Source organism: Shinella agrisoli (assembly GCF_046557955.1).
In the GTDB taxonomy this organism is placed as follows: domain Bacteria; phylum Pseudomonadota; class Alphaproteobacteria; order Rhizobiales; family Rhizobiaceae; genus Shinella.
Window position 1 is genome coordinate 86,127 of record NZ_JBJIEP010000015.1, and the last position, 24,649, is coordinate 110,775.

General features: G+C 66.0%; 27 protein-coding genes. 11 read left to right on the forward strand and 16 right to left on the reverse strand.

The genetic code is table 11. The annotated features are described in order from the left end of the window. Positions 1–1,215, reverse strand: coding sequence for an NADP-dependent isocitrate dehydrogenase (locus tag ACIIOY_RS16670; protein ID WP_411035800.1), 1,215 nt, complete (start codon positions 1,213–1,215; stop codon positions 1–3). A 203-nt stretch (positions 1,216–1,418) separates the two neighbouring features. Here ACIIOY_RS16670 and ACIIOY_RS16675 point away from each other — a divergent pair, with 203 nt between their 5' ends. From ACIIOY_RS16675 to ACIIOY_RS16710, 8 genes are all read left to right on the forward strand, one after another. Next, positions 1,419–1,991: a hypothetical protein gene (locus ACIIOY_RS16675; protein ID WP_411035801.1), complete on the forward strand. Its 573-nt coding sequence runs from the start codon at positions 1,419–1,421 to the stop codon at positions 1,989–1,991. 69 nt (positions 1,992–2,060) lie between these two features. Next, on the forward strand, positions 2,061–2,894 hold the full coding sequence (locus ACIIOY_RS16680; RefSeq protein ID WP_411035802.1) for an RNA methyltransferase: 834 nt from the start codon (positions 2,061–2,063) through the stop codon (positions 2,892–2,894). Next, positions 2,884–3,672 (forward strand): glutamate racemase, encoded by a 789-nt coding sequence (gene murI / locus ACIIOY_RS16685; RefSeq protein WP_411035803.1) that lies wholly within the window; start codon positions 2,884–2,886, stop codon positions 3,670–3,672. Before ACIIOY_RS16680 ends, murI begins: the two co-directional genes overlap by 11 nt. 120 nt (positions 3,673–3,792) lie before the next feature. Next, positions 3,793–5,304 (forward strand): helicase HerA domain-containing protein, encoded by a 1,512-nt coding sequence (locus ACIIOY_RS16690; RefSeq protein WP_411035804.1) that lies wholly within the window; start codon positions 3,793–3,795, stop codon positions 5,302–5,304. A 222-nt stretch (positions 5,305–5,526) separates the two neighbouring features. Continuing rightward, a complete protein-coding gene (gene rpsD, locus ACIIOY_RS16695; RefSeq protein ID WP_411035805.1) occupies positions 5,527–6,144 on the forward strand; it encodes a 30S ribosomal protein S4 in 618 nt (205 codons plus the stop codon). A 73-nt stretch (positions 6,145–6,217) separates the two neighbouring features. Next, entirely contained in the window at positions 6,218–7,147 is a 930-nt protein-coding gene (locus tag ACIIOY_RS16700; protein WP_411035806.1) for a glutaminase, read from the forward strand. A 31-nt stretch (positions 7,148–7,178) separates the two neighbouring features. Further along, the gene (gene ttcA / locus ACIIOY_RS16705; protein ID WP_411035807.1) at positions 7,179–8,039 is read left to right on the forward strand and encodes a tRNA 2-thiocytidine(32) synthetase TtcA; all 861 of its coding nucleotides are present in this window, start codon (positions 7,179–7,181) and stop codon (positions 8,037–8,039) included. After that, on the forward strand, positions 8,036–8,857 hold the full coding sequence (locus ACIIOY_RS16710) for an inositol monophosphatase family protein (protein WP_411035808.1): 822 nt from the start codon (positions 8,036–8,038) through the stop codon (positions 8,855–8,857). Before ttcA ends, ACIIOY_RS16710 begins: the two co-directional genes overlap by 4 nt. Positions 8,858–8,990: 133 nt before the next feature. On the opposite strand, the gene ACIIOY_RS16715 is transcribed toward ACIIOY_RS16710, so the two are convergent. From ACIIOY_RS16715 to ACIIOY_RS16740, 6 genes are all read right to left on the reverse strand, one after another. After that, positions 8,991–10,196, reverse strand: a complete 1,206-nt coding sequence (locus ACIIOY_RS16715; protein WP_411035875.1) for a multidrug effflux MFS transporter — start codon at positions 10,194–10,196, stop codon at positions 8,991–8,993. A gap of 124 nt (positions 10,197–10,320) precedes the next feature. Beyond that, positions 10,321–10,656, reverse strand: coding sequence for a Grx4 family monothiol glutaredoxin (gene grxD / locus ACIIOY_RS16720; protein WP_411035809.1), 336 nt, complete (start codon positions 10,654–10,656; stop codon positions 10,321–10,323). A gap of 159 nt (positions 10,657–10,815) precedes the next feature. Further along, entirely contained in the window at positions 10,816–11,076 is a 261-nt protein-coding gene (locus ACIIOY_RS16725; RefSeq protein ID WP_411035810.1) for a hypothetical protein, read from the reverse strand. A gap of 6 nt (positions 11,077–11,082) precedes the next feature. Beyond that, positions 11,083–11,316, reverse strand: coding sequence for a BolA/IbaG family iron-sulfur metabolism protein (locus ACIIOY_RS16730; protein WP_411035811.1), 234 nt, complete (start codon positions 11,314–11,316; stop codon positions 11,083–11,085). A 19-nt stretch (positions 11,317–11,335) separates the two neighbouring features. Beyond that, positions 11,336–13,573: a phosphoribosylformylglycinamidine synthase subunit PurL gene (gene purL / locus ACIIOY_RS16735; RefSeq protein WP_411035812.1), complete on the reverse strand. Its 2,238-nt coding sequence runs from the start codon at positions 13,571–13,573 to the stop codon at positions 11,336–11,338. 104 nt (positions 13,574–13,677) lie between these two features. Next, on the reverse strand, positions 13,678–15,096 hold the full coding sequence (locus tag ACIIOY_RS16740) for an aminotransferase-like domain-containing protein (RefSeq protein ID WP_411035813.1): 1,419 nt from the start codon (positions 15,094–15,096) through the stop codon (positions 13,678–13,680). Between the two features lie 84 nt (positions 15,097–15,180). Between ACIIOY_RS16740 and ACIIOY_RS16745 the strand changes: the two genes are divergently transcribed. Beyond that, positions 15,181–15,396 carry a DUF1127 domain-containing protein gene (locus ACIIOY_RS16745; RefSeq protein ID WP_411035814.1) on the forward strand — a complete coding sequence of 72 codons (216 nt, stop codon included), beginning with the start codon at positions 15,181–15,183 and terminating at the stop codon, positions 15,394–15,396. An 11-nt stretch (positions 15,397–15,407) separates the two neighbouring features. Here the strand turns inward: ACIIOY_RS16745 and ACIIOY_RS16750 are convergent, their stop codons facing one another. The 5 genes from ACIIOY_RS16750 to purC are packed head-to-tail and all read right to left on the reverse strand — an operon-like array spanning position 15,408 to position 17,823. Next, positions 15,408–15,800: a hypothetical protein gene (locus tag ACIIOY_RS16750; protein ID WP_411035815.1), complete on the reverse strand. Its 393-nt coding sequence runs from the start codon at positions 15,798–15,800 to the stop codon at positions 15,408–15,410. A gap of 47 nt (positions 15,801–15,847) precedes the next feature. After that, positions 15,848–16,519, reverse strand: a complete 672-nt coding sequence (gene purQ / locus ACIIOY_RS16755) for a phosphoribosylformylglycinamidine synthase subunit PurQ (RefSeq protein ID WP_411035816.1) — start codon at positions 16,517–16,519, stop codon at positions 15,848–15,850. After that, on the reverse strand, positions 16,516–16,776 hold the full coding sequence (locus ACIIOY_RS16760; RefSeq protein WP_411035817.1) for a hypothetical protein: 261 nt from the start codon (positions 16,774–16,776) through the stop codon (positions 16,516–16,518). Before ACIIOY_RS16760 ends, purQ begins: the two co-directional genes overlap by 4 nt. A 12-nt stretch (positions 16,777–16,788) precedes the next feature. Next, positions 16,789–17,031, reverse strand: a complete 243-nt coding sequence (gene purS, locus ACIIOY_RS16765) for a phosphoribosylformylglycinamidine synthase subunit PurS (RefSeq protein ID WP_411035818.1) — start codon at positions 17,029–17,031, stop codon at positions 16,789–16,791. 27 nt (positions 17,032–17,058) lie between these two features. Then, the gene (purC, locus tag ACIIOY_RS16770; protein WP_411035819.1) at positions 17,059–17,823 is read right to left on the reverse strand and encodes a phosphoribosylaminoimidazolesuccinocarboxamide synthase; all 765 of its coding nucleotides are present in this window, start codon (positions 17,821–17,823) and stop codon (positions 17,059–17,061) included. A gap of 223 nt (positions 17,824–18,046) precedes the next feature. Between purC and ACIIOY_RS16775 the strand changes: the two genes are divergently transcribed. After that, complete coding sequence (locus ACIIOY_RS16775; protein WP_411035820.1) at positions 18,047–18,367, forward strand: DUF1476 domain-containing protein; 321 nt, start codon at positions 18,047–18,049, stop codon at positions 18,365–18,367. 99 nt (positions 18,368–18,466) lie between these two features. On the opposite strand, the gene ACIIOY_RS16780 is transcribed toward ACIIOY_RS16775, so the two are convergent. Beyond that, positions 18,467–21,055 carry a sensor domain-containing protein gene (locus ACIIOY_RS16780; protein ID WP_411035821.1) on the reverse strand — a complete coding sequence of 863 codons (2,589 nt, stop codon included), beginning with the start codon at positions 21,053–21,055 and terminating at the stop codon, positions 18,467–18,469. An 83-nt stretch (positions 21,056–21,138) separates the two neighbouring features. Beyond that, positions 21,139–21,699, reverse strand: coding sequence for an RBBP9/YdeN family alpha/beta hydrolase (locus ACIIOY_RS16785; protein WP_411035822.1), 561 nt, complete (start codon positions 21,697–21,699; stop codon positions 21,139–21,141). Between the two features lie 166 nt (positions 21,700–21,865). Between ACIIOY_RS16785 and ACIIOY_RS16790 the strand changes: the two genes are divergently transcribed. Then, positions 21,866–22,669, forward strand: a complete 804-nt coding sequence (locus tag ACIIOY_RS16790) for a DUF2189 domain-containing protein (protein ID WP_411035823.1) — start codon at positions 21,866–21,868, stop codon at positions 22,667–22,669. Positions 22,670–22,784: 115 nt separating this feature from the next. Here ACIIOY_RS16790 and purB read toward each other — a convergent pair whose 3' ends face one another. Both purB and ACIIOY_RS16800 read right to left on the reverse strand, forming a co-directional pair. Continuing rightward, a complete protein-coding gene (purB, locus tag ACIIOY_RS16795) occupies positions 22,785–24,092 on the reverse strand; it encodes an adenylosuccinate lyase (protein ID WP_411035824.1) in 1,308 nt (435 codons plus the stop codon). A 63-nt stretch (positions 24,093–24,155) separates the two neighbouring features. Continuing rightward, the gene (locus tag ACIIOY_RS16800; RefSeq protein WP_411035825.1) at positions 24,156–24,614 is read right to left on the reverse strand and encodes a hypothetical protein; all 459 of its coding nucleotides are present in this window, start codon (positions 24,612–24,614) and stop codon (positions 24,156–24,158) included. Positions 24,615–24,649: the final 35 nt, after the last annotated feature.

Genomic DNA, 24,649 nt, shown 5'->3' on the forward strand with positions numbered 1-24,649 from the left:
TCAGGCCGCCATGGCCTTTTTAAGGTTCTCGTCGATCTTGTCGAGGAAGCCGGTGGTGGAGAGCCACGGCTGGTCGGGACCGATGAGGAGCGCGAGGTCCTTCGTCATGAAACCGGATTCGACGGTCTCGACGCACACGCGCTCCAGCGTGTCGGCGAATTTCGCCAGCTCGGCATTGCCGTCGAGCTTGGCGCGGTGGGCAAGGCCGCGCGTCCAGGCGAAGATCGAGGCGATGGAGTTGGTCGAGGTTTCCTCGCCCTTCTGGTGCTGGCGGTAGTGGCGCGTCACCGTGCCGTGCGCGGCTTCCGCCTCGACGGTCTTGCCATCCGGCGTCATCAGCACGGAGGTCATCAGGCCGAGCGAGCCGAAGCCCTGGGCGACGATGTCGGACTGCACGTCGCCGTCGTAGTTCTTGCAGGCCCAGACATAGCCGCCGGACCACTTCAGCGCCGAGGCGACCATGTCGTCGATCAGGCGGTGCTCGTACCAGAGCTTCTCGGCCTTGAACCTGTCGGCGAACTCCTCGTCGAACACCTTCTGAAAGATGTCCTTGAAGCGGCCGTCATAGGCTTTCAGGATGGTGTTCTTGGTCGAAAGGTATACCGGCACCTTGCGCTGCAGGCCGTAGTTGAACGAGGCCCTGGCGAACTCGGTGATCGACTCGTCGAGGTTGTACATGGCGAGCGCCACGCCGGCGCCGGGTGCGTCGTAGACGTCGTGCTCGATCGTCTGGCCGTCGTCGCCGACGAACTTGATCGACAGCTTGCCCTTGCCGGGGAACTTGAAGTCGGTGGCGCGGTACTGGTCGCCGAAGGCGTGGCGGCCGACGATGATCGGCTTGGTCCAGCCCGGAACGAGGCGCGGCACGTTCTTGCAGATGATCGGCTCGCGGAAGATGACGCCGCCGAGGATGTTGCGGATCGTGCCGTTCGGCGACTTCCACATCTTCTTCAGCTTGAATTCCTCGACGCGGGCCTCGTCCGGGGTGATGGTCGCGCACTTGACGCCGACGCCGTGCTTCTTGATGGCGTTGGCCGCGTCGATCGTCACCTGGTCGTTGGTGGCGTCGCGGTTCTCCATGCCGAGGTCGTAGTATTCGAGGTCGATGTCAAGGTACGGATGGATCAGCTTGTCCTTGATGAACTGCCAGATGATGCGCGTCATCTCGTCGCCGTCGAGCTCGACGACGGGGTTGGCGACCTTGATCTTTGCCATGAGAGCCTCGTGTTTTGTAGGGGCTGGGATGCCCCGGAGCGTGGACTTGAAAGAACCGCTTGGCCCTATAGCACTCACGGCCGGGAAGGCAAAGCCGACCAATGGCTGAGGCGGTTTATTTTCGCGCGGCGGCGGAATAAGTTCCGCCCGAATCCCGTTCGGGGAATTTGCCCGAGGAGGCCGCCGTACCCATGGAGAATGTGATGCCGCGTTTCGCTCTCGCTGCGCTTGCCCTTGTGCTTCCGGTTTGCGCCGAGGCCGCCGATTTCAAGGCGCCGGTTTCGGAAATCATGTCCGCGGCGGCGGCCAACTGGCAGGATACCGGCCCGAACGGCGAGGCTCCGCCCAATGTCGACTACTTCTCCGAGGATTTCCTGAAGCGGCTCTACAGCAGGGATTTCGTCGCCAGATACCGGGAGGCCGCGAAGTACCCGGCCTATGACGACGGCGGCTCTCCCTTCGACTACGATCCGGTCATCGGCGGCCAGGACGGCTGTGCGCTGAAGGACGTGACGATCACGGAAGGCCGGCCGGCGGATGGCGCGGAAGACGTGACCGTGACCTTTGACAACAGCCATTGCTTCGGCGAGCGTGCCGCCGGCTGGGAACCGGAAAGGCTTGTCTTCAAGCTCGTCGAGGAAGACGGTCGCGCGGTCATCGACGACATCGAGCGGCCGAGCTTCGAGGAGGGGGCTTCGCTGAAGAAGGAAATGGCCGAGCTGGCGGAATACGGCGCGCAGGAGGCGGCCGGCGGCGGCAGCGGGAGTGCCGAATAGGTGGCGCCGCACTTTTCATTTCCGCCCGATTGTGCCAGTGAGGCCCCATCTTTCTAGGGACATATGGGCATGGCAGGCACGAACAGCGAACGCAGGCTGATCGCCGAGGGACCGGCGATCATCCTCGTTCATCCGCAACTGGGCGAGAACATCGGCATGGTCGCGCGCGCCATGGCGAACTTCGGCCTCGCGGAACTGCGCCTCGTCAATCCGCGGGACGGCTGGCCGAGCGAGAAGGCGATCTCGGCCGCCAGCAAGGCCGACCATGTCATCGAGGCGGCGAAGGTCTATCCCTCGCTGGAGGAGGCCGTCGCCGATCTCGAATTCGTCTATGCGACGACGGCGCGCGACCGCTACGGCTACAAGCCGGTGCGCTCGCCGGTGGTCGCGGCGGACGACCTGCGTGTCCGTTTCCGGGCAGGGCAGAAGACCGGCATCCTCTTCGGCCGCGAGCGCACGGGCCTCACCAACGAGGAGATCGCGCTGGCCGACGAACTGGTGACCTTCCCGGTCAACCCGGCCTTCGCCTCGCTCAATCTCGCCCAGGCCGTGCTGCTTATGAGCTACGAGTGGATGAAGAGCGGCCTTGCCTCCGTCGCGGACACGCCCTTCGACGCGCTGCCGCAGCGCCCTGCCAGGAAGGAGGAGCTGCAAGGCCTCTTCGACCACGTGGAAGAGACGCTGGAGGCGCGCGGCTATTTCCGGCCTGCCGAAAAAAAGCCCAAACTGGTGGAGAACCTGCGCGCCATCCTGACGCGTCCTTCCTTCACCGGCACGGAGATACAGGTCTTGCGCGGCGTCATTTCCTGCCTCGATCGCTTTACCCGGGAATCGCCGCGCGGGGCGGCCAGTCCCAACCGCACCCGCAACCGCCGGCCCAGGGCGCCCCGCGATGTCGAGTAGCGCAAAGCCCGTCCTGATGTTCGACAGCGGCATCGGCGGCCTCACCGTGCTGCGCGAGGCCCGCGTGCTGATGCCGGAGCGGCATTTCACCTATGTGGCGGACGATGCCGGCTTCCCCTACGGCGGCTGGGAGGAACCGGCGCTGAAGGCGCACATCATCGACCTCTTCGCGAAGCTCTTCAACGAGCACGACCCGGAAGTCTGCGTGATCGCCTGCAACACCGCCTTCACGCTCGTCGGCGCGGACCTGCGCGCCGCCTTTCCCCACATGCCCTTCGTCGGCACCGTGCCGGCCATCAAGCCGGCCGCCGAGCGCACCCGCTCCGGCCTCGTCTCGGTGCTGGCGACGCCAGGAACGGTCAAGCGCGCCTATACGCGCGACCTCATCCAGTCCTTCGCCAGCCAGTGCGACGTGCGCCTCGTCGGCTCGGAAAACCTCGCCCGCATGGCCGAGGCCTATATCCGCGGCGAAACGCTTTCCGACGAGGCGGTGCGCGCCGAGATCATTCCCTGCTTCGTCGACGAGATGGGCCGCAAGACGGACATCGTCGTGCTCGCCTGCACGCATTATCCCTTCATGGCGAACCTCTTCCGCAAGCTCGCCCCCTGGCCCGTCGACTGGCTCGACCCCGCCGAGGCGATCGCCCGCCAGGCCCGCCGCCTCGTGCCGCCGCTCGACGCGCTCGCCCCCGGCGAGGACATCGCCGTCTTCACGTCCGGCAAGCCGGATTTTTCGACCTGCCGGCTGATGCAGGGGTTTGGGTTGCGCGTCGTTTGACGCGGCTTTCCCTGTGGGTTTTTCAAAAGCCGGGCGTGACGAACGTGGATTTCGTGTTAGGGCTTGCCGGTTGCCCGGTGGCGGCCGGGCGAATCGAAGATTTCAGGAACGAGGAACGGGATGAAGGTCGGCATCGACATGGGAACGGTGCAGGGCGGCGCACCGGCCAGGCTCGATATCGAGGAACTGCTGGCGACGCGCCTCCTGGTGCAGGGCAATTCCGGCTCCGGCAAGTCGCATCTGCTGCGGCGCCTGCTCGAACAGTCCGCGCAGTGGGTGCAGCAGGTCATCATCGATCCGGAAGGCGACTTCGTCACGCTCTCCGACCGGTTCGGCCATGTGGTGGTGGACGGCGAGCGCACGGAGGCCGAGCTCGTCGGCATCGCGACCCGTATCCGCCAGCACCGCGTCTCCTGCGTGCTCTCGCTCGAAGGCCTCGAGGCCGACGAGCAGATGCGCGCGGCCGGCATCTTCCTGAACGCGCTTTTCGATGCGGACCGCGACCACTGGTATCCGGTGCTCGTCGTCGTCGACGAGGCGCAGCTTTTCGCGCCGGCGGCCGGCGGCGAGGTCTCGGAAGAAGCGCGAAAGCTCTCGCTCGGCGCGATGACGAACCTCATGTGCCGCGGCCGCAAGCGCGGCCTTGCCGGCGTCATCGCCACGCAGCGCCTCGCCAAGCTCGCCAAGAACGTCGCGGCGGAGGCCTCCAACTTCCTGATGGGCCGCACCTTCCTCGACATCGACATGGCGCGCGCCGCGGACCTCCTCGGCCTCGACCGCCGGCAGGCGGAGATGTTCCGCGATCTCCAGCGCGGCTCCTTCGTGGCGCTCGGCCCGGCGCTGTCGCGCCGTCCGCTGCCGGTGACGATCGGGCCGGTCGAGACCTCCGCCCGCTCGACGAGCCCCAAGCTGATGCCGCTGCCGGATGCGCCGCAGGACGTGGAGGACCTGATCTTCACGCCGGATCCGGAAGAGTTTTCGCGTCCGCTCGCACGCCGCGCGCCGCCCCCGCCGCGCCCGACGACGGACATCCTCGCCGAGCTTTCCCGCGCGCGGCCGGAACCCGTGCAGGAGACGGCCAGGACGCCTGTGCCGGAAATCTCCGCCGAGGAGCGCGAAAGCATGCTCGACCAGGCGCTCGCCGAAATCCTCGCCAATCCCGACGCGGCCTTCAGGGCCGATGCCGAGCTGTTCCAGGATTTCCTCGTGCGCTGCCGCATCCGCCGCGTGCCCGGCGCGCCGCTTTCCCTTCCGGCCTTCCGCCGCAAGATGGCCGTCGCCCGCTCCGGTGTCGACGCCGAGACGGCGGCGAGCGAGATCTGGGGCAGGGCGCTCGATCTTTCCCGCAATGTCACCGAGGATCTGCAAGGCGTCTTCCTTCTTGTCGCGCAGGCCGCCGTGCGCGGCCTTGCCTGCCCTTCGGACGCGCGGATCGCGCGGGCCTACGGCACCCATTCGGCCCGCCGCGCCCGCCGCCTGCTCGGCTATTTCGAGGAGCAGGGGCTGGTCGTGGTGCACAGCGACCTTGCCGGCCACCGCATCGTCGCCTTCCCGGATCTCGGCTGCGAGACGCTGCCGGGCGACGCCAACGGGCCAGACCTTGCCGATTCCCACCGCGATGCGGCGGAATAAGCGGATTTTCCGGGCTTTGTTCGTTGACAATTCCATGAAACCCGCCTAATGAGCCCGCCAGCGCCGGGCAGAAATGTCCGGTGTTTCATTTGACATGTCCCGTGGATTCTCCGGTCGCGATCGTGAGGAACCTGTCGGAACCCCAAAAAGGTTCAGAGGAGGGCGTGTTTCCTTCAGCCGGTCCGGCGACGGAGCGGCATAACAAGAACCAGAGGAAATGCGATGAGCAAGCGCGCTGCATCCAAGTACAAAATCGACCGCCGCATGGGCGAAAACATCTGGGGCCGTCCGAAGTCCCCGGTCAACCGCCGTGAATACGGCCCGGGCCAGCACGGCCAGCGCCGCAAGTCCAAGCTTTCGGACTTCGGCGTCCAGCTCCGCGCCAAGCAGAAGCTGAAGGGCTACTACGGCGACATCCGCGAGAAGCAGTTCCGCGCGATCTTCGAAGAAGCCGCCCGCCGCAAGGGCGACACCCCGGAAAACCTGATCGGCCTGCTCGAATCGCGCCTCGACGCGATCGTCTACCGCGCCAAGTTCGTTCCGACGGTCTTCGCCGCCCGTCAGTTCGTCAACCACGGCCACGTCAAGGTCAACGGCGTGCGCGTCAACATCGGTTCCTACCGCTGCAAGCCGGGCGACGTCATCGAAGTGCGCGAAAAGTCCAAGCAGCTCGTCTCGGTCCTGGAATCCGTCCAGCTCGCCGAACGCGACGTTCCGGACTACATCGACGTCGACCACAACAAGATGGTCGCGACCTTCGTTCGCGTCCCGGTTCTTTCCGACGTTCCCTACGCGGTCGTCATGGAACCGCACCTGGTGGTCGAATTCTACTCGCGTTGATCGCGGGCGACACCTTGCGCAATTCGGAAAAGCCGCCAAGAGATTGGCGGCTTTTTCTTTTGGAGGTCGGGCCGTGACGGATTTGCAGGCCATCGTCGAGGACATCCACGCGACACTTTCGCCAAGGCGCGGTGAGGGCCGGGTGGCCGACTACATTCCGCAGCTTGCCCATGTCGATCCCGAGAAGTTCGGCATGGCGGTGGTGACGGTCGACGGCGCGGTGCATCTTGCGGGCGATGCGGAGGAGCCCTTCTCCATCCAGAGCATTTCCAAGGTCTTCACGCTGACGCTTGCGCTCGGCAAGCACGGCGAGGGTATCTGGAAGCGGGTCGGACGCGAGCCCTCCGGCTCGGCCTTCAACTCCATCGTCCAGCTCGAACGCGAGGGCGGCATCCCGCGCAATCCCTTCATCAATGCCGGCGCGATCGCCATCACCGACCTCGTGCTCGCCGGCCATACGCCGAAGGAGGCGATCGGCGAGATCGTGCGCTTCATGCGCTACCTGGCGGACGAGGACGACATCATCGTCGACCAGGCCGTGGCGCGCTCGGAGCAGGCGACGGGCTACCGCAATTTCGCGCTCGCCCATTTCATGCGCTCCTTCGGCAGGCTCGACCACCCGGTCGAACTGGTCCTCGGCGTCTACTTCCATCAATGCGCGCTGGCGATGAGCTGCCGGCAGCTTGCCAGGGCAGGGCTGTTCCTCGCCAACAACGGCACCAACCCGCTCACGGGGCACCGCGTCGTCTCGCATCTGCGCGCGCGGCGGATCAACGCGCTGATGCTGACCTGCGGCCATTATGACGGCTCGGGCGATTTCGCCTACCGCGTCGGCCTGCCGGGAAAGAGCGGCGTCGGCGGCGGGATTCTCGCCGTCGCGCCCGGCAAGGCCTCGGTCGCCGTCTGGTCGCCGGGCCTTAACGAGAACGGCAACTCGCTCATCGGCTCGCTGGCCCTGGAAATGCTGGCGGCACGGACCGGATGGTCGGTGTTCGGGGCTTGATTGTGCCGCCGGTTCGGGGCATTGCAAGCCCATGACCCTCGCCCTTGCCGAAACCGAAGACGACATGCCGGAGGACGGCCGCCATCCGCTCTTCGCGGATGCGCCGCGGAGCGTCTCCTTCAACAAGCTGCGCAAGCGCCTGCTCCGGCAGGTGCGGCAGGCGATGGACGACTTTGCCATGCTGAAGGGCCAGAAGCGCTGGCTCGTCGGCCTCTCCGGCGGCAAGGACAGCTACGGGCTGCTCGCGCTGCTGATGGACCTTCAGTGGCGCGGCCTGCTGCCGGTCGAGCTCATCGCCTGCAACCTCGACCAGGGCCAGCCGAATTTCCCGAAGCACGTCCTGCCGGACTACCTGAAATCCATCGGCGTCCGGCACCGGATCGAATACCGCGACACCTATTCCATCGTGAAGGAGAAGGTGCCGGCGGGGGCGACCTATTGCTCGCTCTGCTCGCGGCTCAGGCGCGGCAATCTCTATCGCATCGCCCGGGAGGAGGGCTGCGACGCGCTGGTGCTCGGCCACCACCGGGAGGACATTCTCGAAACCTTCTTCATGAACTTCTTCCATGGCGGGCGGCTTGCCGCCATGCCGCCGAAGCTGCTCAACGACGAGGGCGACCTGATGGTCCTGCGGCCGCTCGCCTATGCGGCCGAGGAGGACCTCGCGAAATTCGCCGTCGCGATGAACTTCCCGATCATCCCCTGCGACCTCTGCGGCTCGCAGGACGGGCTCCAGCGCAACGCGATGAAGGCGATGCTGGCGGATATCGAGGCGCGCATGCCCGGCCGCAAGGACGCCATGCTGCGCGCGCTCGGCCACGCCAATCCGTCCCACCTGCTGGACCCGAAGCTGTTCGACTTCTCCTCCCTCGAAACGGTAAGGCAACAATGACGACGATCGACATCAATGCGCTCGCCCTCGTGCTCGCACAGGCGGCCGAGGCGGAAATCCGCCCGCGCTTCCGCGCCCTCGCCAAGGGCGACATCCGCACCAAGGCGGACGCCAACGACCTCGTGACGGCGGCCGACGAGGCGGCCGAGCGCTTCATAAAGCGCGAGGTGGCGGCGCAGTTTCCGGGCGTGCTCTTCGTCGGCGAGGAATCGGTCGCGGCCGACCCGGCGCTCCTGCCGAAGCTCGCGGAGGCCGATCTCGCCATCGTCGTCGACCCGATCGACGGCACGTTCAACTTCGCCGCCGGCGTGCCGCTCTTCGGCGTGATGGCGGCGATCGTCTCCGGCGGCGAGACCGTCGGCGGCATCATCTACGACCCGATGGGCGACGACTTCGTCATGGCGGAAAAGGGCGGCGGGGCCTGGCAGACCGGCGACCACCGCCCGGCGCTCAAGCTGAAGGCGCGGGGCCCCGCGCCGCTCGAGGCGATGACGGGCATGGCCTCCACGAGCTTCCTCGACCGCGAGCGCCGCGCCCGCATCCTGTCGAACCTCGCCAAGGTCGCCTTCGTCGCCAATTACCGCTGCGCCGCGCACGAATACCGTACCTTCGCGGGCGGCAACCTGCACTACCTCATGTACAACAAGCTGATGCCCTGGGATCATCTTGCCGGCACGCTGATCGCCGAGGAGGCCGGCGCCTATGCCGCCCGCTTCGACGGCTCGGCCTACCGGCCGCACCACGTCGAGGGCGGCCTGCTGCTCGCGCCGGACAGGGAGAGCTGGGAACTGCTGCGGCGCGAGGTCTTCGTCGACTGAGCGGACCATCCCTCATTCAAAGGCCCGGCTGCATGTGCAGCCGGGCCTTTGCTTTTGCGAAACCTCTCCCCGGTCACCGTGGGCTTGACCCGAGGATCCGGGCGCCAAGTTGCGAACGATGCTTCGCTCGACGTCAAACCGCCTTGTTGTGCGGCTGGAACAGCTTGCCGCGCTCGGCGATCAGCACGAAGACCAGGCCGATGATCGACAGCACGAAGAAGCCGAACACCAGCGGCAGGGCCGTGCCGTTGAACGCCTGGCCGATGACGGCGCCGATCACCGTGCCGCCGGCCGTGCCCATGAAGCCGAGCACCGAGGAGGCCGTGCCGGCGACGTGGCCGAGCGGCTCCATGGCGAGCGAGTTGAAGTTCGAGCCGATCCAGCCGAACTGGAACATCGAGACCGCGAAGAGCACGATGAAGATCGCGAACGGCACGTGCGTCGGCCAGGCGAGCGTCAGGAGCAGCCACAACGCGTTCACCGCGAGGAAGCCCACCAATGCGCCGTGCGACAGGCGCCGCATGCCGAACCGGCCGACGAGCCGGGCATTGACGAAGGACGAGAGCGCCATGAAGGCCGCGACGCCCGCGAAGGCGACCGGGAACCAGACGCCGAGCCCGTAGATGCCGACATAGATCTGCTGCGCCGAGTTGATGAAGCCGAAAAGCGCGCCGAAGATGAACGTGCTCGCCAGCGTGTAGCAAAGAGCCACGCGATCGGTCAGCACGATGCGGAAACCGTCGAGGACGGAGCGCACCGTGAAGGGGCGCACGTCCTGCGGATGCAGCGTTTCCGGCAGGCGCAGATACATCCAGGCCCAGACGGCGGCAGCCATGACCGCCATGAACACGAAGATGAGGTGCCAGTCGCCGAACAGCATGACGACCTGGCCCGCGCCGGGCGCCAGCACCGGCACGACCATGAACACCATCATGATCAGCGACATGACCTCCGCCATCGCCCGCCCGCCGAAGATGTCGCGGACGATCGAGACGGTGATGACGCGCATGGCGGCCGAGCCGATGCCCTGGATGAAGCGCAGCGCCAGCAGCGCGGCGAAGCTCGGCACCAGGATCGCCGCCAGCGACGACACGACGTAGATGCCGAGCCCGACGAACATGGGAATGCGGCGGCCGAAGCGGTCGGAGACGGGGCCGTAGAGCAGCTGCGCGAACGCGAAGCCGATCAGATAGGCCGAGATGACATACTGCCGGTGGTTCTGGTTCTCGACGCCGAGGCTGGCGCCGATCTCCTGGAGGCCGGGCAGCATGATGTCGATGGCGAGCGCGTTGAGCGCCATCAGGAGCGCCATGAGCGCAATGAATTCTACCTTGCCCATGCCTTTGAGGCGCTGGGCCGATTCGAGGGAAAGTTCAGACATATCAATTTATTCCATGAAAGAGATAAGGCGCCGCTTGATGCGGCGCCTTTGAAAAAGCCGGCGGCCGGGAAGACCGTAAGCGTCAGGCGGCGCCTTTTATCGAAATACCCTGTCCCTGCAGGTGCGATTGCAATTCGCCCGACTGGAACATCTCGCGCACGATGTCGCAACCGCCGACGAACTCGCCCTTGATATAAAGCTGCGGGATCGTCGGCCAGTTGGAATAATCCTTGATGCCTTGGCGGATGTCGGCGTCGGCGAGCACGTTGATGCCCTTGTAGTCCACACCCACATAGTCGAGGATCTGCACGACCTGGCCGGAGAACCCACACTGCGGAAATTCCGGCGTGCCCTTCATGAACAGGACGACGTCGTTGGTCTTCACTTCGTTGTCGATGAAATCGTGGATGCCACTCATTGCAGTATTCCTTGGCAAATCGGCTTCAAGGGCCGATGCGATGAACCGTTTGCCCTAGATAACAACCTCGGATGACAATTGCCAGAAGCCCCCCGCAAAAAATGCGAGGGGCTGCCTTACCATTCGAGGGGTGTTGCGCCTCAGCCGCGCCTGTCGGGCCTACCGGCTGCGCTGGCGGCTGCGGCTTGCCGCCGTGCGGCGGCGGCTCACCTGCTTGCGCGGGCGCTTGGCGGTCTTCTTTTCCGGCTTCAAGGCGGCTTCCAGAATATCACCAAGGATCCCGCCGGACGCCTTCTTGCGGGTCGTCGTCCTGCGGCGCGCGCGCCGCGTGGCGGACCTGCGCACGCCGGTCTTCTTCAGCACCTCCTTGAGGGCCGCGTCGACCACGCCGCTGACGAGCTCCTTGATGAGGTCGGCCATGGGCGATCAGTCCGGCACGGAGGTCTGGAGGGCGAGGGCGTGCAGGATGCCGCCCATGTTGCCCTTCAGGGCATCGTAGACCATCTGGTGCTGCTGCACGCGGGTCTTGCCGCGGAAGGCCTCCGCGACGACTTCGGCCGCATAGTGATCCCCGTCGCCGGCAAGATCCCTGATCGTGACCTTCGCTCCGGGAATGCCGGACTTGATCATGTCTTCGATATCGCCGGGTGACATAGGCATGTGAACTGCTCCCTTATCGTTATTCCGCGGCGGCAGCGGCGGTGCCGTTGCCGTCCATGAAGTCAGGGAACCACGATTCATGGGTGCTGCGCAATTGCTCAATCGACAGCGACAGGAGGTCGCCCACCACAAGCGCATCCCCGCCCACGACGCCGAGGCGGCGGAACGGGACGCCCGCACCCTCGGCATTGGCGCAGACGAAATTCGCGAGGTCTGCCGGAATGGCGATCACGTAGCGGGCCTGGTCCTCGCCGAAGAGCAGCGCATGGGCCGGGCCGTTCGCTTCCGACAGGTCGATCCTGGCGCCCTTGCCGGAAGCCATGGCCATTTCGGCAAGCGCGAGCGCGAGGCCGCCCGAGGAGATGTCGTGGCAGGCGGTGACCTGGCCGTTGCGGATGGCCGAGCGCACGAAATCGCCGTTGCGGCGTTCGGCGTGCAGGTCCACTTCCGGCGCCGGGCCGTCGACGATGCCGAGCACGTCTCGCAGATAGACGGACTGGCCGAGATGGCTGCCGTCGACGCCGATGAGGACGAGGTGATCGCCGTCCTTCGCGCCGCCGATCCGGGCCATGGCGGACCAGTCGGGCAGGAGGCCGACGCCGGCGATGGTCGGGGTCGGCAGGATCGCGATGCCGTTCGTCTCGTTGTAGAGCGAGACGTTGCCGGAGACGATCGGGAAGCCGAGCGCGCGGCACGCTTCGCCGATGCCCTCTATGGCTTTCACGAACTGGCCCATGATCTCCGGCTTTTCCGGGTTGCCGAAGTTCAGGTTGTCCGTCGCGGCGAGCGGCTCGGCACCGGTCGCGGTGATGTTGCGCCAGCATTCGGCGACCGCCTGCTTGCCGCCCTCGAACGGATCGGCTTCCACGTAGCGCGGCGTGACGTCGGAGGAGAAGGCGAGCGCCTTGGTGGCATGGCCCTCGACGCGCACGACGCCGGCGTCGCCGCCCGGCAGCTGCAGCGAGTTGCCCTGGATGAGCGTGTCGTACTGCTCGTAGACCCAGCGGCGGCTCGACTGGTTCGGCGAGCCGACGAGCTTCAGCAGCGCCTGGCCGTAGTCGTTCGGCTCGGCGACGAGATTGGCCGGCAACGGGGCGGGCTTGCCCGGTTCGCGCCACGGGCGGTCGTATTCCGGCGCCTCGTCGCCCAGCTCCTTGATCGGCAGGTTGGCGACTTCCTCGCCCTGGTGCAGGATGCGGAAGCGCAGGTCGTCCGTCGTCCTGCCGACGATGGCGAAGTCGAGGCCCCACTTGACGAAGATCGCTTTGGCTTCCTCCTCCTTCTCCGGCTTCAGCACCATGAGCATGCGCTCCTGGCTTTCCGAGAGCATCATCTCGTAGGCGGTCATCGCCTCCTCGCGCACCGGCACGAGATCGAGGTTGAGCTCGATGCCGAGGTCGCCTTTGGCGCCCATCTCGACGGCCGAGCAGGTGAGGCCCGCCGCGCCCATGTCCTGGATGGCGATCACGGCGCCGGTCTGCATCAGTTCGAGGCAGGCTTCGAGCAGGCACTTTTCGGTGAAGGGGTCGCCGACCTGCACGGTCGGGCGCTTCTCCTCGATGGACTCGTCGAATTCGGCGGATGCCATGGTCGCGCCGCCGACGCCGTCACGGCCGGTCTTGGCGCCGAGATAGACGACGGGCAGGCCGACGCCCTCGGCCTTGGAGTAGAAGATCGCATCGGACTTGGCGAGGCCGGCGGCGAAGGCGTTGACGAGGATGTTGCCGTTGTAGCGCTGGTCGAACTCCACCTCGCCGCCGACGGTCGGCACGCCGAAGGAATTGCCGTAGCCGCCGACGCCGGCGACGACGCCCGAGACGAGGTGGCGGGTCTTCGGATGGTCCGGCTCGCCGAAGCGCAGCGCGTTCATCGCCGCGACCGGGCGAGCGCCCATGGTGAAGACGTCGCGCAGGATACCGCCGACGCCCGTCGCCGCGCCCTGGTAGGGCTCGATATAGGAGGGGTGGTTGTGGCTCTCCATCTTGAAGACCACGCAGTCGCCGTCGTCGATGTCCACCACGCCGGCATTCTCGCCCGGGCCCTGGATGACGCGCGGTCCCTTGGTCGGCAGCGTGCGCAGCCACCGCTTGGAGGACTTGTACGAGCAGTGCTCGTTCCACATCGCGGAGAAGATGCCGAGTTCGGTAAAGGTCGGCTCGCGGCCGATCAGCGAGAGGATGCGGTCGTATTCGTCCGGCTTCAGCCCGTGGGCGGCAATCAGCTCCGGGGTGATCGGGCGGGTGTTCGAAATGGTCATCGTCGCTCGTCTTGTCGGTGGAGGGCAGGATTGCGGTCTCTTTAGCCTATGCCGTCCTGCGGCGCGACAGGAAAATGACCGCCGGCCACAGGCGGGCGGGGCCTTCAGGCCGGACTGTCATAGCCCGTCGGGCCATGGGCGATGAGGGTGCGCAGCCGCGTGAGGCCGGCGATGACATCCGCGCGGCTTTCCGGCGAGGACAGGCCGATGCGCACGCGGTGGAAGGTCTTCTCCGAGCGGCCGGCCTTGAACTCGTCCTCGTCGTCGATGAGGATGTCCTCCGAAAAGGCGGCCTGGCGGAAGGTGCCGGAGAGCCACGGGTCCGGCAGCTTCAGCCAGAGGAACGGCACGCGCGGATGCGAGTTGAAATCGAGACCGGCGAAAATCTCGCGCGCCCGGGCCTCGCGGGCGCCCACTTCTTCCGAGACCTTTGCGCGGACGGCGTCCGCCGTGCCGGAGAGCACCAGCCGGGCGGCCAGTTCGGCGAGCAGGAACGGCAGGCCGCCGCTCACCATCTTGTGAGCGATGCGCACGCGCTGGGCGAGGTGCGGCGGGCAGGCGATCCAGCCGCCGCGCGCCCCGGCCGAGACGCTTTTGGACAGGCCGCCGACGAGGAAGGTGCGGTCGGGCGCGATCTCGGCAAGCAGCGGAATGCCGTTGTCGATCGTGGCGCCGTAGAGATTGTCCTCGATCAGGAAGACGTTGTGGCGCCTCGCGATGGCGGCGATCGCCCGGCGCCGGTCCTCCGGCATGGTGGCGAGCGTCGGGTTCTGGCCCGAGGTCATCATGAAGGCGAGCTTGGGGTGCTGCTGCACGCAGACCCGCTCGAAATCCTCGGGGATGACGCCGTCGGCATCCGACTCGACCAGGGCGGTCTGGCGGCCGATGAGGGCGGTGCCGCGGCTCACCTGCGAATAGGTGACATGCTCGAAGACGATGCGGTCGCCGGGGGAGGTGATGACCGAGACCGCCGCGATGACGGCTGCATGGGCGCCGAGCGTCGGCACGATGCTTTCGAGGGCAGGCTGCCAGTCGCCCTGCCGCAGCCAGCGGCGGCCGGCTTCCAGCCAGTGCTGCGGAAAATTCCGGGTATAGCTGGCGATCTCGTTCGGCTGCTCGCGGCAGATGGCCGACAGGACCTCGGTGATCGCCGCCGATTGCCCGACATCGGTCGCGGCCGTCGTGTCGAAGCGCAGCTTGCCGGGCGGCGCATGCGCGGCGCGCGTGCCGACCAGCCTGGCGCTGACGGGATCGATGGCGGCGGGATGCCCATCCCCCGACGAGCCGAGCACATACGTGCCGCGGCCGACCTCTCCGCTGACGAGGCCGCGTTCGCGCACCATGCTGTAGGCGCGGCTGACCGTGCCGATCGTCACGCCGATGTCATAGGCGAGGTTGCGCTGCGGGGGCAGCTTGCTGCCGGCGGCGAGCGCGCCCGTGTTGATCGCCTGCTCGATCTGGTCGGCGATGCGCACATAGAGCGGGCCATCGGAGGCCTGGAGGTCGGGAAGCCAATTTGTCATGGTAGCAATTCTTATATTGCACCACTTTCCGAGTCAATTATTCCTTTAATGCACCGATTGTTGCGGCATTTCAGGAGAGATATTATGGCAATTGATACAATCTTCACTGAAGCACGCACCGGAAACCGCAGTTCCACGTTCCTTGTGCTTTATCGAGGATGGCGTGCCTACCGCGCCTGGCGTATCAAGCGGCGCACGCGTCACGCGCTCCTGGAAATGACCGACAGCCAGCTTCGCGATATCGGCGTCAGCCGCGGCGAGGCGCGGCGGGAATTCGCAAAGTCGTTCTATTGGGATTGAGGGGCAGGCCGTCAGCAGCCCTTGCCGCCTGCCGCCCAGCGCTTGACGTCGGCCGTTATGCGCGAGCCTACGGCTTCGCCCATCATCGGGCCGAAGGCGTCGAGCCTGGCCGGATTGCCTTCCGCCTGCACGACGAGCAGCGGGCGCGATTCCGGCGAATTGCGATGGACGACGAGGATGCGCGGGCGGCCGGAGAACGAGTTCAGCTCCGGCGCGAGGCGGTAGGCCTTGAAGGCCGGGTCGCCCGACTTGAACCAGCAGCCGTTCGCTGCGAGTGCGACGCGCTCCATCGTCGGCAATGCGCCGCTATCGACTTTCGGCGCAGGTGTCTTCGACTGGCAAGCGGCCAGCGCCGCGGCGGCGGCGAGCGGCAGAACAAGCTTGGCGGAGAGAAGAGGGCGCATGGAAAGCCTTTCGGGGATGAACATGCACCCTTGATAGCAACAGGGCGTTAAGCAGCGATTACGTCGAGCACCGAAGCGAAGAGGCCACGGCCGTCGGAACCGCCGTGGGCGGCCTCGATGAGGTTTTCCGGGTGCGGCATCAGGCCGAGCACGTTGCCCCTGGCGTTGATCACGCCGGCAATGTCGTTGATCGAGCCGTTCGGGTTGGTGCCCTCGGCATAGCGGAAGACGACCTGCCCGTTGCCCTCGATGGCGGCGAGCGTTTCGGCGTCGGCGAAATAGTTGCCGTCGTGATGGGCGACCGGGCAGCGGATGACCTGGCCCTTCGCATAGGCGCGGGTGAAGGCCGTTTCGGCATTCGCCACTTCCAGCTTCACCTCGCGGCAGACGAATTTCAGCGAGGCGTTGCGCATCAGCGCGCCCGGCAGGAGGCCCGCCTCGAGCAGGATCTGGAAGCCGTTGCACACGCCCAGCACCTTCACGCCCGCCTCGGCCTTCGCCTTGATCGCCTGCATGACCGGCATGCGCGCGGCGATGGCGCCGCAGCGCAGGTAGTCGCCATAGGAGAAGCCGCCCGGGATGACGATCAGGTCGACGTCCGGCAGGTCCGTTTCCGTCTGCCAGACGGTGACCGGCGCCTGGCCGGAGATCTTGGTCAGCGCCGCGATCATGTCGCGGTCGCGGTTGAGGCCGGGAAGTTGGACGACGGCGGACTTCATGGGTGCGGTTCAAACCTTGCCTGGGCCTCGGCGAGCTCGCGCAGTTCGAGGCGGTTTTCGATACGGTCGAGGCGCTGGTCCATCTGGGCGAAGGACCCACGCAGACTATTGATGTCGCCCTGCATGGCATGAATCTGGCTGCGTATGGAGAGGTTGTCCTGACGAAGGTCGCGTTGGCCTTCCTTCAACAGGGCAATGTCCGTCTGGATACGCTTCAGTATTTCATAGACGAGATCCGCATCCACCGTGGTCATCATTCACCTCAACCTTTAAGAGAGGGCGATAGTATAGTTCTCGATTACCGTGTTGGCCAGCAGCTTCTCGCACATGGCTTTGAGGTCGGCCTCGGCCTTGGCGCGGTCGGCGGTCTGAAGCTCGAGGTCGAAGACCTTGCCCTGGCGGACCTGGCCGACGCCGTCGAAGCCGAGGCTGCCGAGCGCGCCTTCGATCGCCTTGCCCTGCGGGTCGAGGACGCCGTTCTTGAGCGTAACCGTTACGCGTGCCTTGATCATGTCTTTCCGTTCCATCCTTGGGAGCGTTTACTTCACCAGAACCGGGCCGGTACCGCGCACGGGCTCGTTCTCGTTGATGATGCCGAGGCGGCGGGCCACTTCCTGGTAGGCTTCGACGAGGCCGCCGAGATCGCGGCGGAAACGGTCCTTGTCCATCTTCTCCTGGGTGGCGATGTCCCAGAGGCGGCAGCTGTCGGGCGAGATCTCGTCGGCGATGATGATGCGCATCATGTCGCCCTCGTAGAGGCGGCCGCACTCGATCTTGAAGTCGACGAGCTGGATGCCGACGCCGAGGAAGAGGCCGGAGAGGAAGTCGTTGACGCGGATGGCGAGCGCCATGATGTCGTCGAGTTCCTGCGGGCTTGCCCAGCCGAAGGCGGTGATGTGCTCTTCGGAGACCATCGGGTCTTCCAGCGCGTCGGCCTTGAAGTAGAATTCGATGATCGAGCGCGGCAGGACGGTGCCTTCCTCGATGCCGAGGCGCTTGGAGAGCGAGCCGGCGGCGACGTTGCGCACGACCACTTCGAGCGGGATGATCTCGACTTCCTTGATCAGCTGCTCGCGCATGTTGAGGCGGCGGATGAAATGGGTCGGGATGCCCATCTTGTTGAGCTGCGTGAAGATGTACTCGGAAATCCGGTTGTTCAGCACACCCTTTCCGTCGATGACATCGTGCTTCTTCTTGTTGAAGGCGGTGGCGTCGTCCTTGAAGAACTGGATCAGCGTGCCCGGCTCAGGACCCTCGTAGAGAATCTTGGCCTTGCCCTCGTAGATACGGCGGCGACGGTTCATGGGATTTTTCTCTTTGTTGGCGCGCTTGGGTCGCGCAGGTGTCATTCGTTTCCGGCTCCATAAACGAATTGCCGCACTTTAACAATCGGCCTCTCGCCCGATCCCCCGATTTCCGGCCTTTCGGGAAGTTTCAGCCGGACGAAAGTTCGCATTGCACTTTTGCCCCCGTTTTGATTTATGAGCTGGGAAACCCAACGGGAAAAAGAATCTACGGGAGTCGGAGATGACCAACATGCAGGATCGGGAAAAGGCTTTCGAGGCCAAGTTCGCGCTGGACGAGGAGCTGCGCTTCAAGGCCGAGGCGCGCCGCAACAAGCTGGTCGGCCTCTGGGCTGCCGGCCTGCTCGGCAAGACGGGCGAGGAAGCGGAAGCCTATGCCAAGGAAGTCGTCGCCGCCGATTTCGAGGAGGTCGGCCATGAGGACGTCGTGCGCAAGGTCAAGGCGGATTTCGACGCCGGCGGCGTAGCCCGCACCGAAGACGAGATCCGCGTGCAGATGATCGAGCTTCTGGCCGTCGCCATCTCGCAGATCGAAGCCGGCTGATCGGATTCCGACTGGATGCATTCCGAGGAGCCGCCCGCCGACCGCGGGCGGCTTTGCCGTTTCTAGAGCGTCCTTTGTGCGTCCGTTCGGACGCACGGCCTAGCGGCTGACGGCGCGGCGGATTTCGTTCTGGAGGTCCCGTACGGTCCCGCCCTGCGCGCGCCATTCCTGGCGCTGCACGAAACCGGGTATCGCTTCGGCCGGCATGGGGCGGGCGAGCGCATAGCCCTGGAGGATGTCGCAGCCGAGCTCGCGCATGATGGCAACGTGGGCCGGCGTCTCGACGCCCTCGGCGATCACTTCGATGTTCAGCGAGCGGCCGATCTCGACGATGGTGCCGACCAGCTTGCGCTGGCCGGGCGAGCGGCTGACGGGCTTGACCAGCTGGCGGTCGATCTTCAGCCGGCGCGGGCTCAGCTTCATCAGGCTGACGATCGAGGCGTGGCCGGTGCCGAAATCGTCGATCTCGATATCGATGCCGAGCTTGCGCATCTCGGCCAGGTTCTCGAGCACCGTGCGGTCGCAATCGTCGAGGAAGATCGATTCCAGAAGCTCGAAGGAGAGCGATTTCGGCGCGATGTCCAGCGTGCGCAGCGAATGGGCAAGCTCCGGATCGTGCAGGCGTTTGGAGGAGACGTTTGCCGAGATCTTGCCGATGCCGATCCCGAGCCGCTGCCATGCGGCGAAGTCGGCGAGCGACTTCTCCAGGACGATCCGGTCGATCATCGCCACGCAATCGAGATCTTCCGCGATCTTCAGAAAGGCATCGGGCGCAAGGATGCCGCGCGTCGGATGGTCCCAGCGCGCCAGCGTCTCGACGCCGGTGATGTCGAGCGTGCGGGCGCAGAACTGCGGCTGATAGTAGGGCAGGAAGCGGCGCTGTTCTATGCCGGAGAGAATGTCGTCGGCGGTCTGCTTGTTGACGATGATCTGCGCCTGGAAGTCGCTCGTGAAGAATTCATGCCGGCTGCGGCCGCGGTTCTTGGCCCGGTAGAGCGCAAGGTCCGCGTTGACGAGCAATTGCTTGGCGTCGATGGCCGCGCCCGACTGGCTGGCGATGCCGACGCTCGCGCCGAAACGGCAGATGTGGCCGTTGAAGGTGACGGGCTTGCGCATGGCTTCGACGATCGCCTCGGCCAGCGTGGCAAGGTTGCGCCCGCCGGAACCGGCGGCGACGAAGACGAACTCGTCGCCGCCGATGCGCGCGACGAAATCGCCGGGGCCCTTCAATTCGTTCAGGACGCTGGCAGCATGCACGAGCATCTGGTCGCCGGCCAGGTGGCCGAGCGTATCGTTGATCTCCTTGAAGCGGTCGAGGTCGATGTGCAGCACGGCGAGCCGGCTGCCGGTCTGCTGCGCCTGCCTTGCCGCCTCCTCGATGGTGGCGTCGAGATAGCGGCGGTTCGGCAGGCCCGTCAGGTGGTCGTGCAGCGCCGTGTATTCGATGCGCGCCCTTGCCGCCTCCAGTTCGTCGTTGCGGGCTTCGGCGAGCTCCTTGGCGCGTTTGAGCTCCTCCTGCAGCCGCACGTCGTCCGTCACGTCCCAGTTCGCGCCGATGAGGCGGGGAACGCCCGCCATGTCGACATAGGGGGCGGCGCGCCCGCGGATGTGGCGGACTTCGCCGTCGCCGCGGATGATGCGGAATTCGTTGGCGAAGTCCTGGCTTCGGAAGATCCCGTCGCTGACCTTCGCCGCGGCCTTGCTTTTGTCCTCGGGGTGCAGCGCGCGTTCCCAGGTGCCGGCATCGGGTTCGCCGGTGAGGCCGTACATCTCGATCATGCGGTCGTCCCAGCGCACTTCATTGGTGCGCAGATTGACCTCGAAGACGCCGATGCGCGAGACGTCGAGCGCCAGCTCCAGCCGGCGCGACATCTGCGCAAGCCGTTCTTCCGCCTCCTTGCGGTCGGTGATGTCGGTATCGGTGCCGGCGATGCGGCTCGGCTTGCCGTCCGCACCGTATTCGACCACCGCGCCGCGGCTTTCGATCCAGACCCAGTGCCCGTCCTTGTGCCGTTCGCGGTAGCTGAAGACGTTGAACGGCGCTTCGCCGCTTTCCTGCTTGGCGATCTGCGCGAGGACGTGCTGCCGGTCGTCCGGGTGCACGCACTGGATCCAGGCTTCGAGCGAGGCATCGACGGGATCGTCCGGCTGCAGGCCGCGGATGGCCCGCCACTGGCGGGAGTAGAAGAGGTCGCCGCGGGCGAAATCGTGGTCCCATACGCCCTGGCCCGCGGATTCGAGCGCATGGTTCCAGCGGCTTTCCCGTTCCGCCAGCTCGAGCGCGTTGCGCTTGCGCTCGTCGACGTCGATCGTCTGCACGATCAGGGCAGGGGCGATGTCCCCGCCCGGAAGCTGCGGCGGCTCGATGAAGGTGGCAAGCACCCAGAACTCCTCGCCGTTCGGCCGCTGCAGGCGGATTTCCCAAGGGGCCTGGTCCGCCACATGCGGCCGCATGGCAAAGGCGAGGACGGACCTGTCCTTGGGCGAGACGCAGGCATCGAAGGGCGGAAGATGCGCGGGCGATGCGACGCGGAACGATTTTAGGAAGGCGGCATTGGCGTCGGCGATGCGCCCTTGCGCATCGAGCGCGGCGAAACCGAAGCCGGAGCGCGCGAAAAGCCGGCGATAGAACGGCTCGCACTCCGCCTCACGCACGGCAATGAAGGTCGAACCGGATGGTTTGGCCATGAAACGCGGCGCCTGCTTGGAACTCAACAGGCCTAGCGTGCAGGATTTCTATGAAATTCCTCTTAATGGCGAAATGCGCATGCTCACTGCGGCGCCTTCAACCGGCTGAGGAACCGGGCGAACACCATCGTGCCTTCCGGCCACGGGCCATGGCCTGATTCCGCGTTGATATGCCCCGCTTCGCCTGCGTCGAGCAGCAGCGAACCCCAGGCGGCGGCAATGTCGTCGGCGTGCTCGTACGCGCCGAACGGGTCGTTGCGGCTGGCGACGACGAGGGACGGAAAGGGCAGCGGGTCACGCGGATAGGGGCCGAAGGTCATCAGGTGCTTCGGGCGGATCTGCGGATTGGCCACGTCCGGCGGCGCGACGAGGAAGGCGCCGGCCACCTTGTTGCCGAGATGCGGCACGGCGTGGACCGCACTTGCCACGCCCAGCGAATGGGCGACGAGCACGACGGGCCTGGTCGCGGCTTCGACCTCTTCGACCACGCGCTGCACCCAGTCTTCGCGCACCGGCTTCGACCATTCCGCCTGTTCGACGCGGCGTGCCGAGCTGAGCCTGGATTGCCAGCGGCTCTGCCAGTGGTCCGGCCCGGAATTGGTGTAGCCGGGGATGATGAGGATGTCTGCTTCGGAGGCTTTCATGCGGCGGGATGTGCGTTCACGAAGTGCTGAAGTCAAGAGGGCGGGACAAAACGCCGTCCGGGGTGTATCATCCCGCGTCTTCAGTGCCAATCACGGTTCGGCGTGGTGGTGGACGATCGCCCTTCGTGCGTGCCGTGACGGTTCCAACCGGCAAGGAGGAAGCATCATGGCGACTTTTCATGTCATGGCCGGCTCCGACCAGGTGGCTGCGCGCCCGGCCGTCCGGCGGATCGGGATGTCCGAGGTCTGGGACGCCCTTGCGCGCGGCTTCGATGATTTCCGCGCCAAACCTTCCCACTACGTCTTTCTGAGCCTCATCTATCCGATCTGCGGCGTGGTGCTCGTCACGTGGAGCTCCGGCGCCAACATGCTGCCCCTCATCTTCCCGCTGGTGGCCGGCTTCGCGTTGCTCGGGCCGTTCTTCGCCATCGGCCTCTACGAGATCAGCCGCCGGCGCGAGCGGGGCATGGATACGTCCTGGCGCCATGCGCTGGAGGTGCGCCACTCGCCGGCGCTGCCGTCCATCCTTGCGGTCGGCGCGATGCTGACGGCGCTGTTCGTGGCGTGGCTCGTCTTCGCGCAGATGCTCTATACCAGCCTGTTCGGGCCGGAGCCGCCGCAATCGCTGGCGCTGTTCCTCGCCTCGGTTTTCGGCTCGGAGAACGGGCTGCTCCTGATGCTGGCGGGCAATGCCATCGGCTTCTGCTTCGCGCTCGTCGTGCTGGCGACGACCGTCGTCGCGTTTCCGCTGCTGCTCGACCGGGATGTCGGCGCCGTCTGCGCCATCGAGACGTCGCTGCGGGCGACGCTGGCAAACCCGGTGCCGGTCGCCTGCTGGGGCCTCATCGTTGCTGCGCTGCTCATCGCCGGCACCATCCCGCTCTTCGTCGGCCTGGCGGTGATCATGCCGATCCTCGGCCATGCGACATGGCATCTCTATCGCAAGATCGTCGTCGAAGAACGGCGATGAAATCGTTTCCGCGGGCGGCGCGCCGGGAGGAGGGCGCAGGGCCGCCCGTCAGAGGGGAGCGATGGCGCCATTGGCGCCATCGCCGTCTCTGGCCCTCGCGTCGTTTGCGGCAATGTCAGACGGTGCCGAAGACGCGGCGGAAGATCGTGTCGACGTGCTTGATGTGGTACCCGAGGTCGAATTTTTCGCGGATGGCTTCCTCGGAGAGAGCAGCGCGCACGTCCGCGTCGGCCAGCAGTTCCTCCAGGAAGTCCTTGCCCTGTTCCCAGACCTTCATCGCGTTGCGCTGCACGAGGCGATAGGCGTCCTCGCGCGAGACGCCGGCCTGGGTCAACGCGAGAAGCACACGCTGCGAATGGACAAGTCCGCGGAACTTGTTGAGATTCTTCAGCATGTTCTCCGGATAGATCACCAGCTTCTCGATGACGCCGGCAAGGCGGTTCAGCGCGAAGTCGAGCGTGATCGTCGCGTCCGGGCCGATGCCGCGCTCGACGCTGGAGTGCGAGATGTCGCGCTCGTGCCAGAGCGCCACGTTCTCCATGGCAGGGGTGACGGCCATGCGCACGAGGCGGGCAAGGCCGGTGAGGTTCTCCGTCAGCACCGGGTTGCGCTTGTGCGGCATGGCGGAGGAGCCCTTCTGCCCCGGCGAGAAGAACTCTTCCGCCTCGAGCACTTCGGTGCGCTGCATGTGGCGGATTTCGATCGCGATGTTCTCGATCGAGGAGGCGATGACGCCGAGCGTGGCGAAGAACATCGCGTGGCGGTCGCGCGGGATGACCTGCGTGGAAACCGGCTCGGGCACGAGGCCGAGCTTGGCGCAGACATGCTCCTCGACGCGCGGATCGATATTGGCGAAGGTGCCGACGGCGCCGGAGATGGCGCCGGTCGCCACTTCCGCGCGGGCCGCGACAAGGCGGGCGCGGCCCCGGTCCATCTCGGCGTAGAAGCGGGCGAGCGTCAGGCCCATCGTCGTCGGCTCGGCATGGATGCCGTGGCTGCGGCCGATGCGCACCGTGTCCTTGTGCTCGAAGGCGCGGGCCTTCAGCGCGGCAAGCACGCGGTCCATGCCGGCGATCAGGATGTCGGCGGCGCGCACGAGCTGTATGTTGAAGGTCGTGTCGAGCACGTCGGACGAGGTCATGCCCTGGTGCACGAAACGGCTGTCGGGGCCGACGAATTCGGCGAGGTGCGTCAGGAAGGCGATGACGTCATGCTTGGTGACGGCTTCGATCTCGTCGATGCGGGCGACGTCGAACTCCGCCTTTCCGCCCTTTTCCCAGATGGTTTCGGCCGCCGATTTCGGGATGACGCCAAGCTCGGCCAGCGCGTCGCAGGCATGGGCCTCGATCTCGAACCAGATGCGGAACTTCGTTTCAGGCGACCAGATCGCGACCATGTCCGGTCGGGAATAGCGAGGGATCATCGGTTCTAGACTTTCTCCGGGAGGTGGGAATTGCCGCCGCTTTAGCAAAGATGGCCGGCAAGCTCAACGCATCATGGACCGCGAGAGCCAAAGGCTTGCGGCCACGAGGACGGGCAACCCGACCGGCAGGTAGAGCCCGAGCCCCATGACGAGGAACTGGTAGGCCGCTCCGGCGGACGTGAAGAGGAATTGCAGGAACCAGATCCGCGTGCCGAACGGCTCGTGCCATTGCGCGTAGAACAGCCGGTAGTCCATGGCGAAGACGAAGGCCGTCATGGCGATCGTGCCGAGGCATAGCAGCACGAAGTGGGCGGCAAAGCGGGTCTCGGCGCGGCGGCGGCGCGTCAGAAGGCGTGCCAGCGGCAGCGCGACGGGCCAGGCCGCAAGGCCGCCGGCGAAATAGATGAGCAGGAGCTTTTCGAGATGGAAGGACTGCCAGCGATCCTGCATCACCAGCGAGAGGAGCGCACAGGCGGCCATCAACAGGCCCCAGCCGGCAGCGCCGCCGAGGAGGAGGAGCAAGGGCGGGAGGACCGGTGCCGGTGCATCGCCGAAGA

What these genes read in the sequence shown, in the direction of transcription:
- ACIIOY_RS16745 (WP_411035814.1), top strand. Translation starts at nt 15,181, where the DNA reads ATGGCAATTGATACAATCTTCACTGAAGCACGCACCGGAAACCGCAGT.
- ACIIOY_RS16760 (WP_411035817.1), bottom strand. Translation starts at nt 16,776, where the DNA reads ATGATGACCACGGTGGATGCGGATCTCGTCTATGAAATACTGAAGCGT.
- ACIIOY_RS16675 (WP_411035801.1), top strand. Translation starts at nt 1,419, where the DNA reads ATGCCGCGTTTCGCTCTCGCTGCGCTTGCCCTTGTGCTTCCGGTTTGC.
- grxD (WP_411035809.1), bottom strand. Translation starts at nt 10,656, where the DNA reads ATGAGTGGCATCCACGATTTCATCGACAACGAAGTGAAGACCAACGAC.
- ACIIOY_RS16680 (WP_411035802.1), top strand. Translation starts at nt 2,061, where the DNA reads ATGGCAGGCACGAACAGCGAACGCAGGCTGATCGCCGAGGGACCGGCG.
- murI (WP_411035803.1), top strand. Translation starts at nt 2,884, where the DNA reads ATGTCGAGTAGCGCAAAGCCCGTCCTGATGTTCGACAGCGGCATCGGC.
- purQ (WP_411035816.1), bottom strand. Translation starts at nt 16,519, where the DNA reads ATGAAGTCCGCCGTCGTCCAACTTCCCGGCCTCAACCGCGACCGCGAC.
- purL (WP_411035812.1), bottom strand. Translation starts at nt 13,573, where the DNA reads ATGACCATTTCGAACACCCGCCCGATCACCCCGGAGCTGATTGCCGCC.
- ACIIOY_RS16780 (WP_411035821.1), bottom strand. Translation starts at nt 21,055, where the DNA reads ATGGCCAAACCATCCGGTTCGACCTTCATTGCCGTGCGTGAGGCGGAG.
- ACIIOY_RS16725 (WP_411035810.1), bottom strand. Translation starts at nt 11,076, where the DNA reads ATGGCCGACCTCATCAAGGAGCTCGTCAGCGGCGTGGTCGACGCGGCC.
- purC (WP_411035819.1), bottom strand. Translation starts at nt 17,823, where the DNA reads ATGAACCGTCGCCGCCGTATCTACGAGGGCAAGGCCAAGATTCTCTAC.
- ACIIOY_RS16775 (WP_411035820.1), top strand. Translation starts at nt 18,047, where the DNA reads ATGACCAACATGCAGGATCGGGAAAAGGCTTTCGAGGCCAAGTTCGCG.
- purB (WP_411035824.1), bottom strand. Translation starts at nt 24,092, where the DNA reads ATGATCCCTCGCTATTCCCGACCGGACATGGTCGCGATCTGGTCGCCT.
- ACIIOY_RS16750 (WP_411035815.1), bottom strand. Translation starts at nt 15,800, where the DNA reads ATGCGCCCTCTTCTCTCCGCCAAGCTTGTTCTGCCGCTCGCCGCCGCC.
- ACIIOY_RS16715 (WP_411035875.1), bottom strand. Translation starts at nt 10,196, where the DNA reads ATGGGCAAGGTAGAATTCATTGCGCTCATGGCGCTCCTGATGGCGCTC.
- rpsD (WP_411035805.1), top strand. Translation starts at nt 5,527, where the DNA reads ATGAGCAAGCGCGCTGCATCCAAGTACAAAATCGACCGCCGCATGGGC.
- ACIIOY_RS16670 (WP_411035800.1), bottom strand. Translation starts at nt 1,215, where the DNA reads ATGGCAAAGATCAAGGTCGCCAACCCCGTCGTCGAGCTCGACGGCGAC.
- ACIIOY_RS16690 (WP_411035804.1), top strand. Translation starts at nt 3,793, where the DNA reads ATGAAGGTCGGCATCGACATGGGAACGGTGCAGGGCGGCGCACCGGCC.
- ACIIOY_RS16730 (WP_411035811.1), bottom strand. Translation starts at nt 11,316, where the DNA reads ATGCCTATGTCACCCGGCGATATCGAAGACATGATCAAGTCCGGCATT.
- ACIIOY_RS16710 (WP_411035808.1), top strand. Translation starts at nt 8,036, where the DNA reads ATGACGACGATCGACATCAATGCGCTCGCCCTCGTGCTCGCACAGGCG.
- ACIIOY_RS16785 (WP_411035822.1), bottom strand. Translation starts at nt 21,699, where the DNA reads ATGAAAGCCTCCGAAGCAGACATCCTCATCATCCCCGGCTACACCAAT.
- ACIIOY_RS16740 (WP_411035813.1), bottom strand. Translation starts at nt 15,096, where the DNA reads ATGACAAATTGGCTTCCCGACCTCCAGGCCTCCGATGGCCCGCTCTAT.
- ttcA (WP_411035807.1), top strand. Translation starts at nt 7,179, where the DNA reads ATGACCCTCGCCCTTGCCGAAACCGAAGACGACATGCCGGAGGACGGC.
- purS (WP_411035818.1), bottom strand. Translation starts at nt 17,031, where the DNA reads ATGATCAAGGCACGCGTAACGGTTACGCTCAAGAACGGCGTCCTCGAC.
- ACIIOY_RS16790 (WP_411035823.1), top strand. Translation starts at nt 21,866, where the DNA reads ATGGCGACTTTTCATGTCATGGCCGGCTCCGACCAGGTGGCTGCGCGC.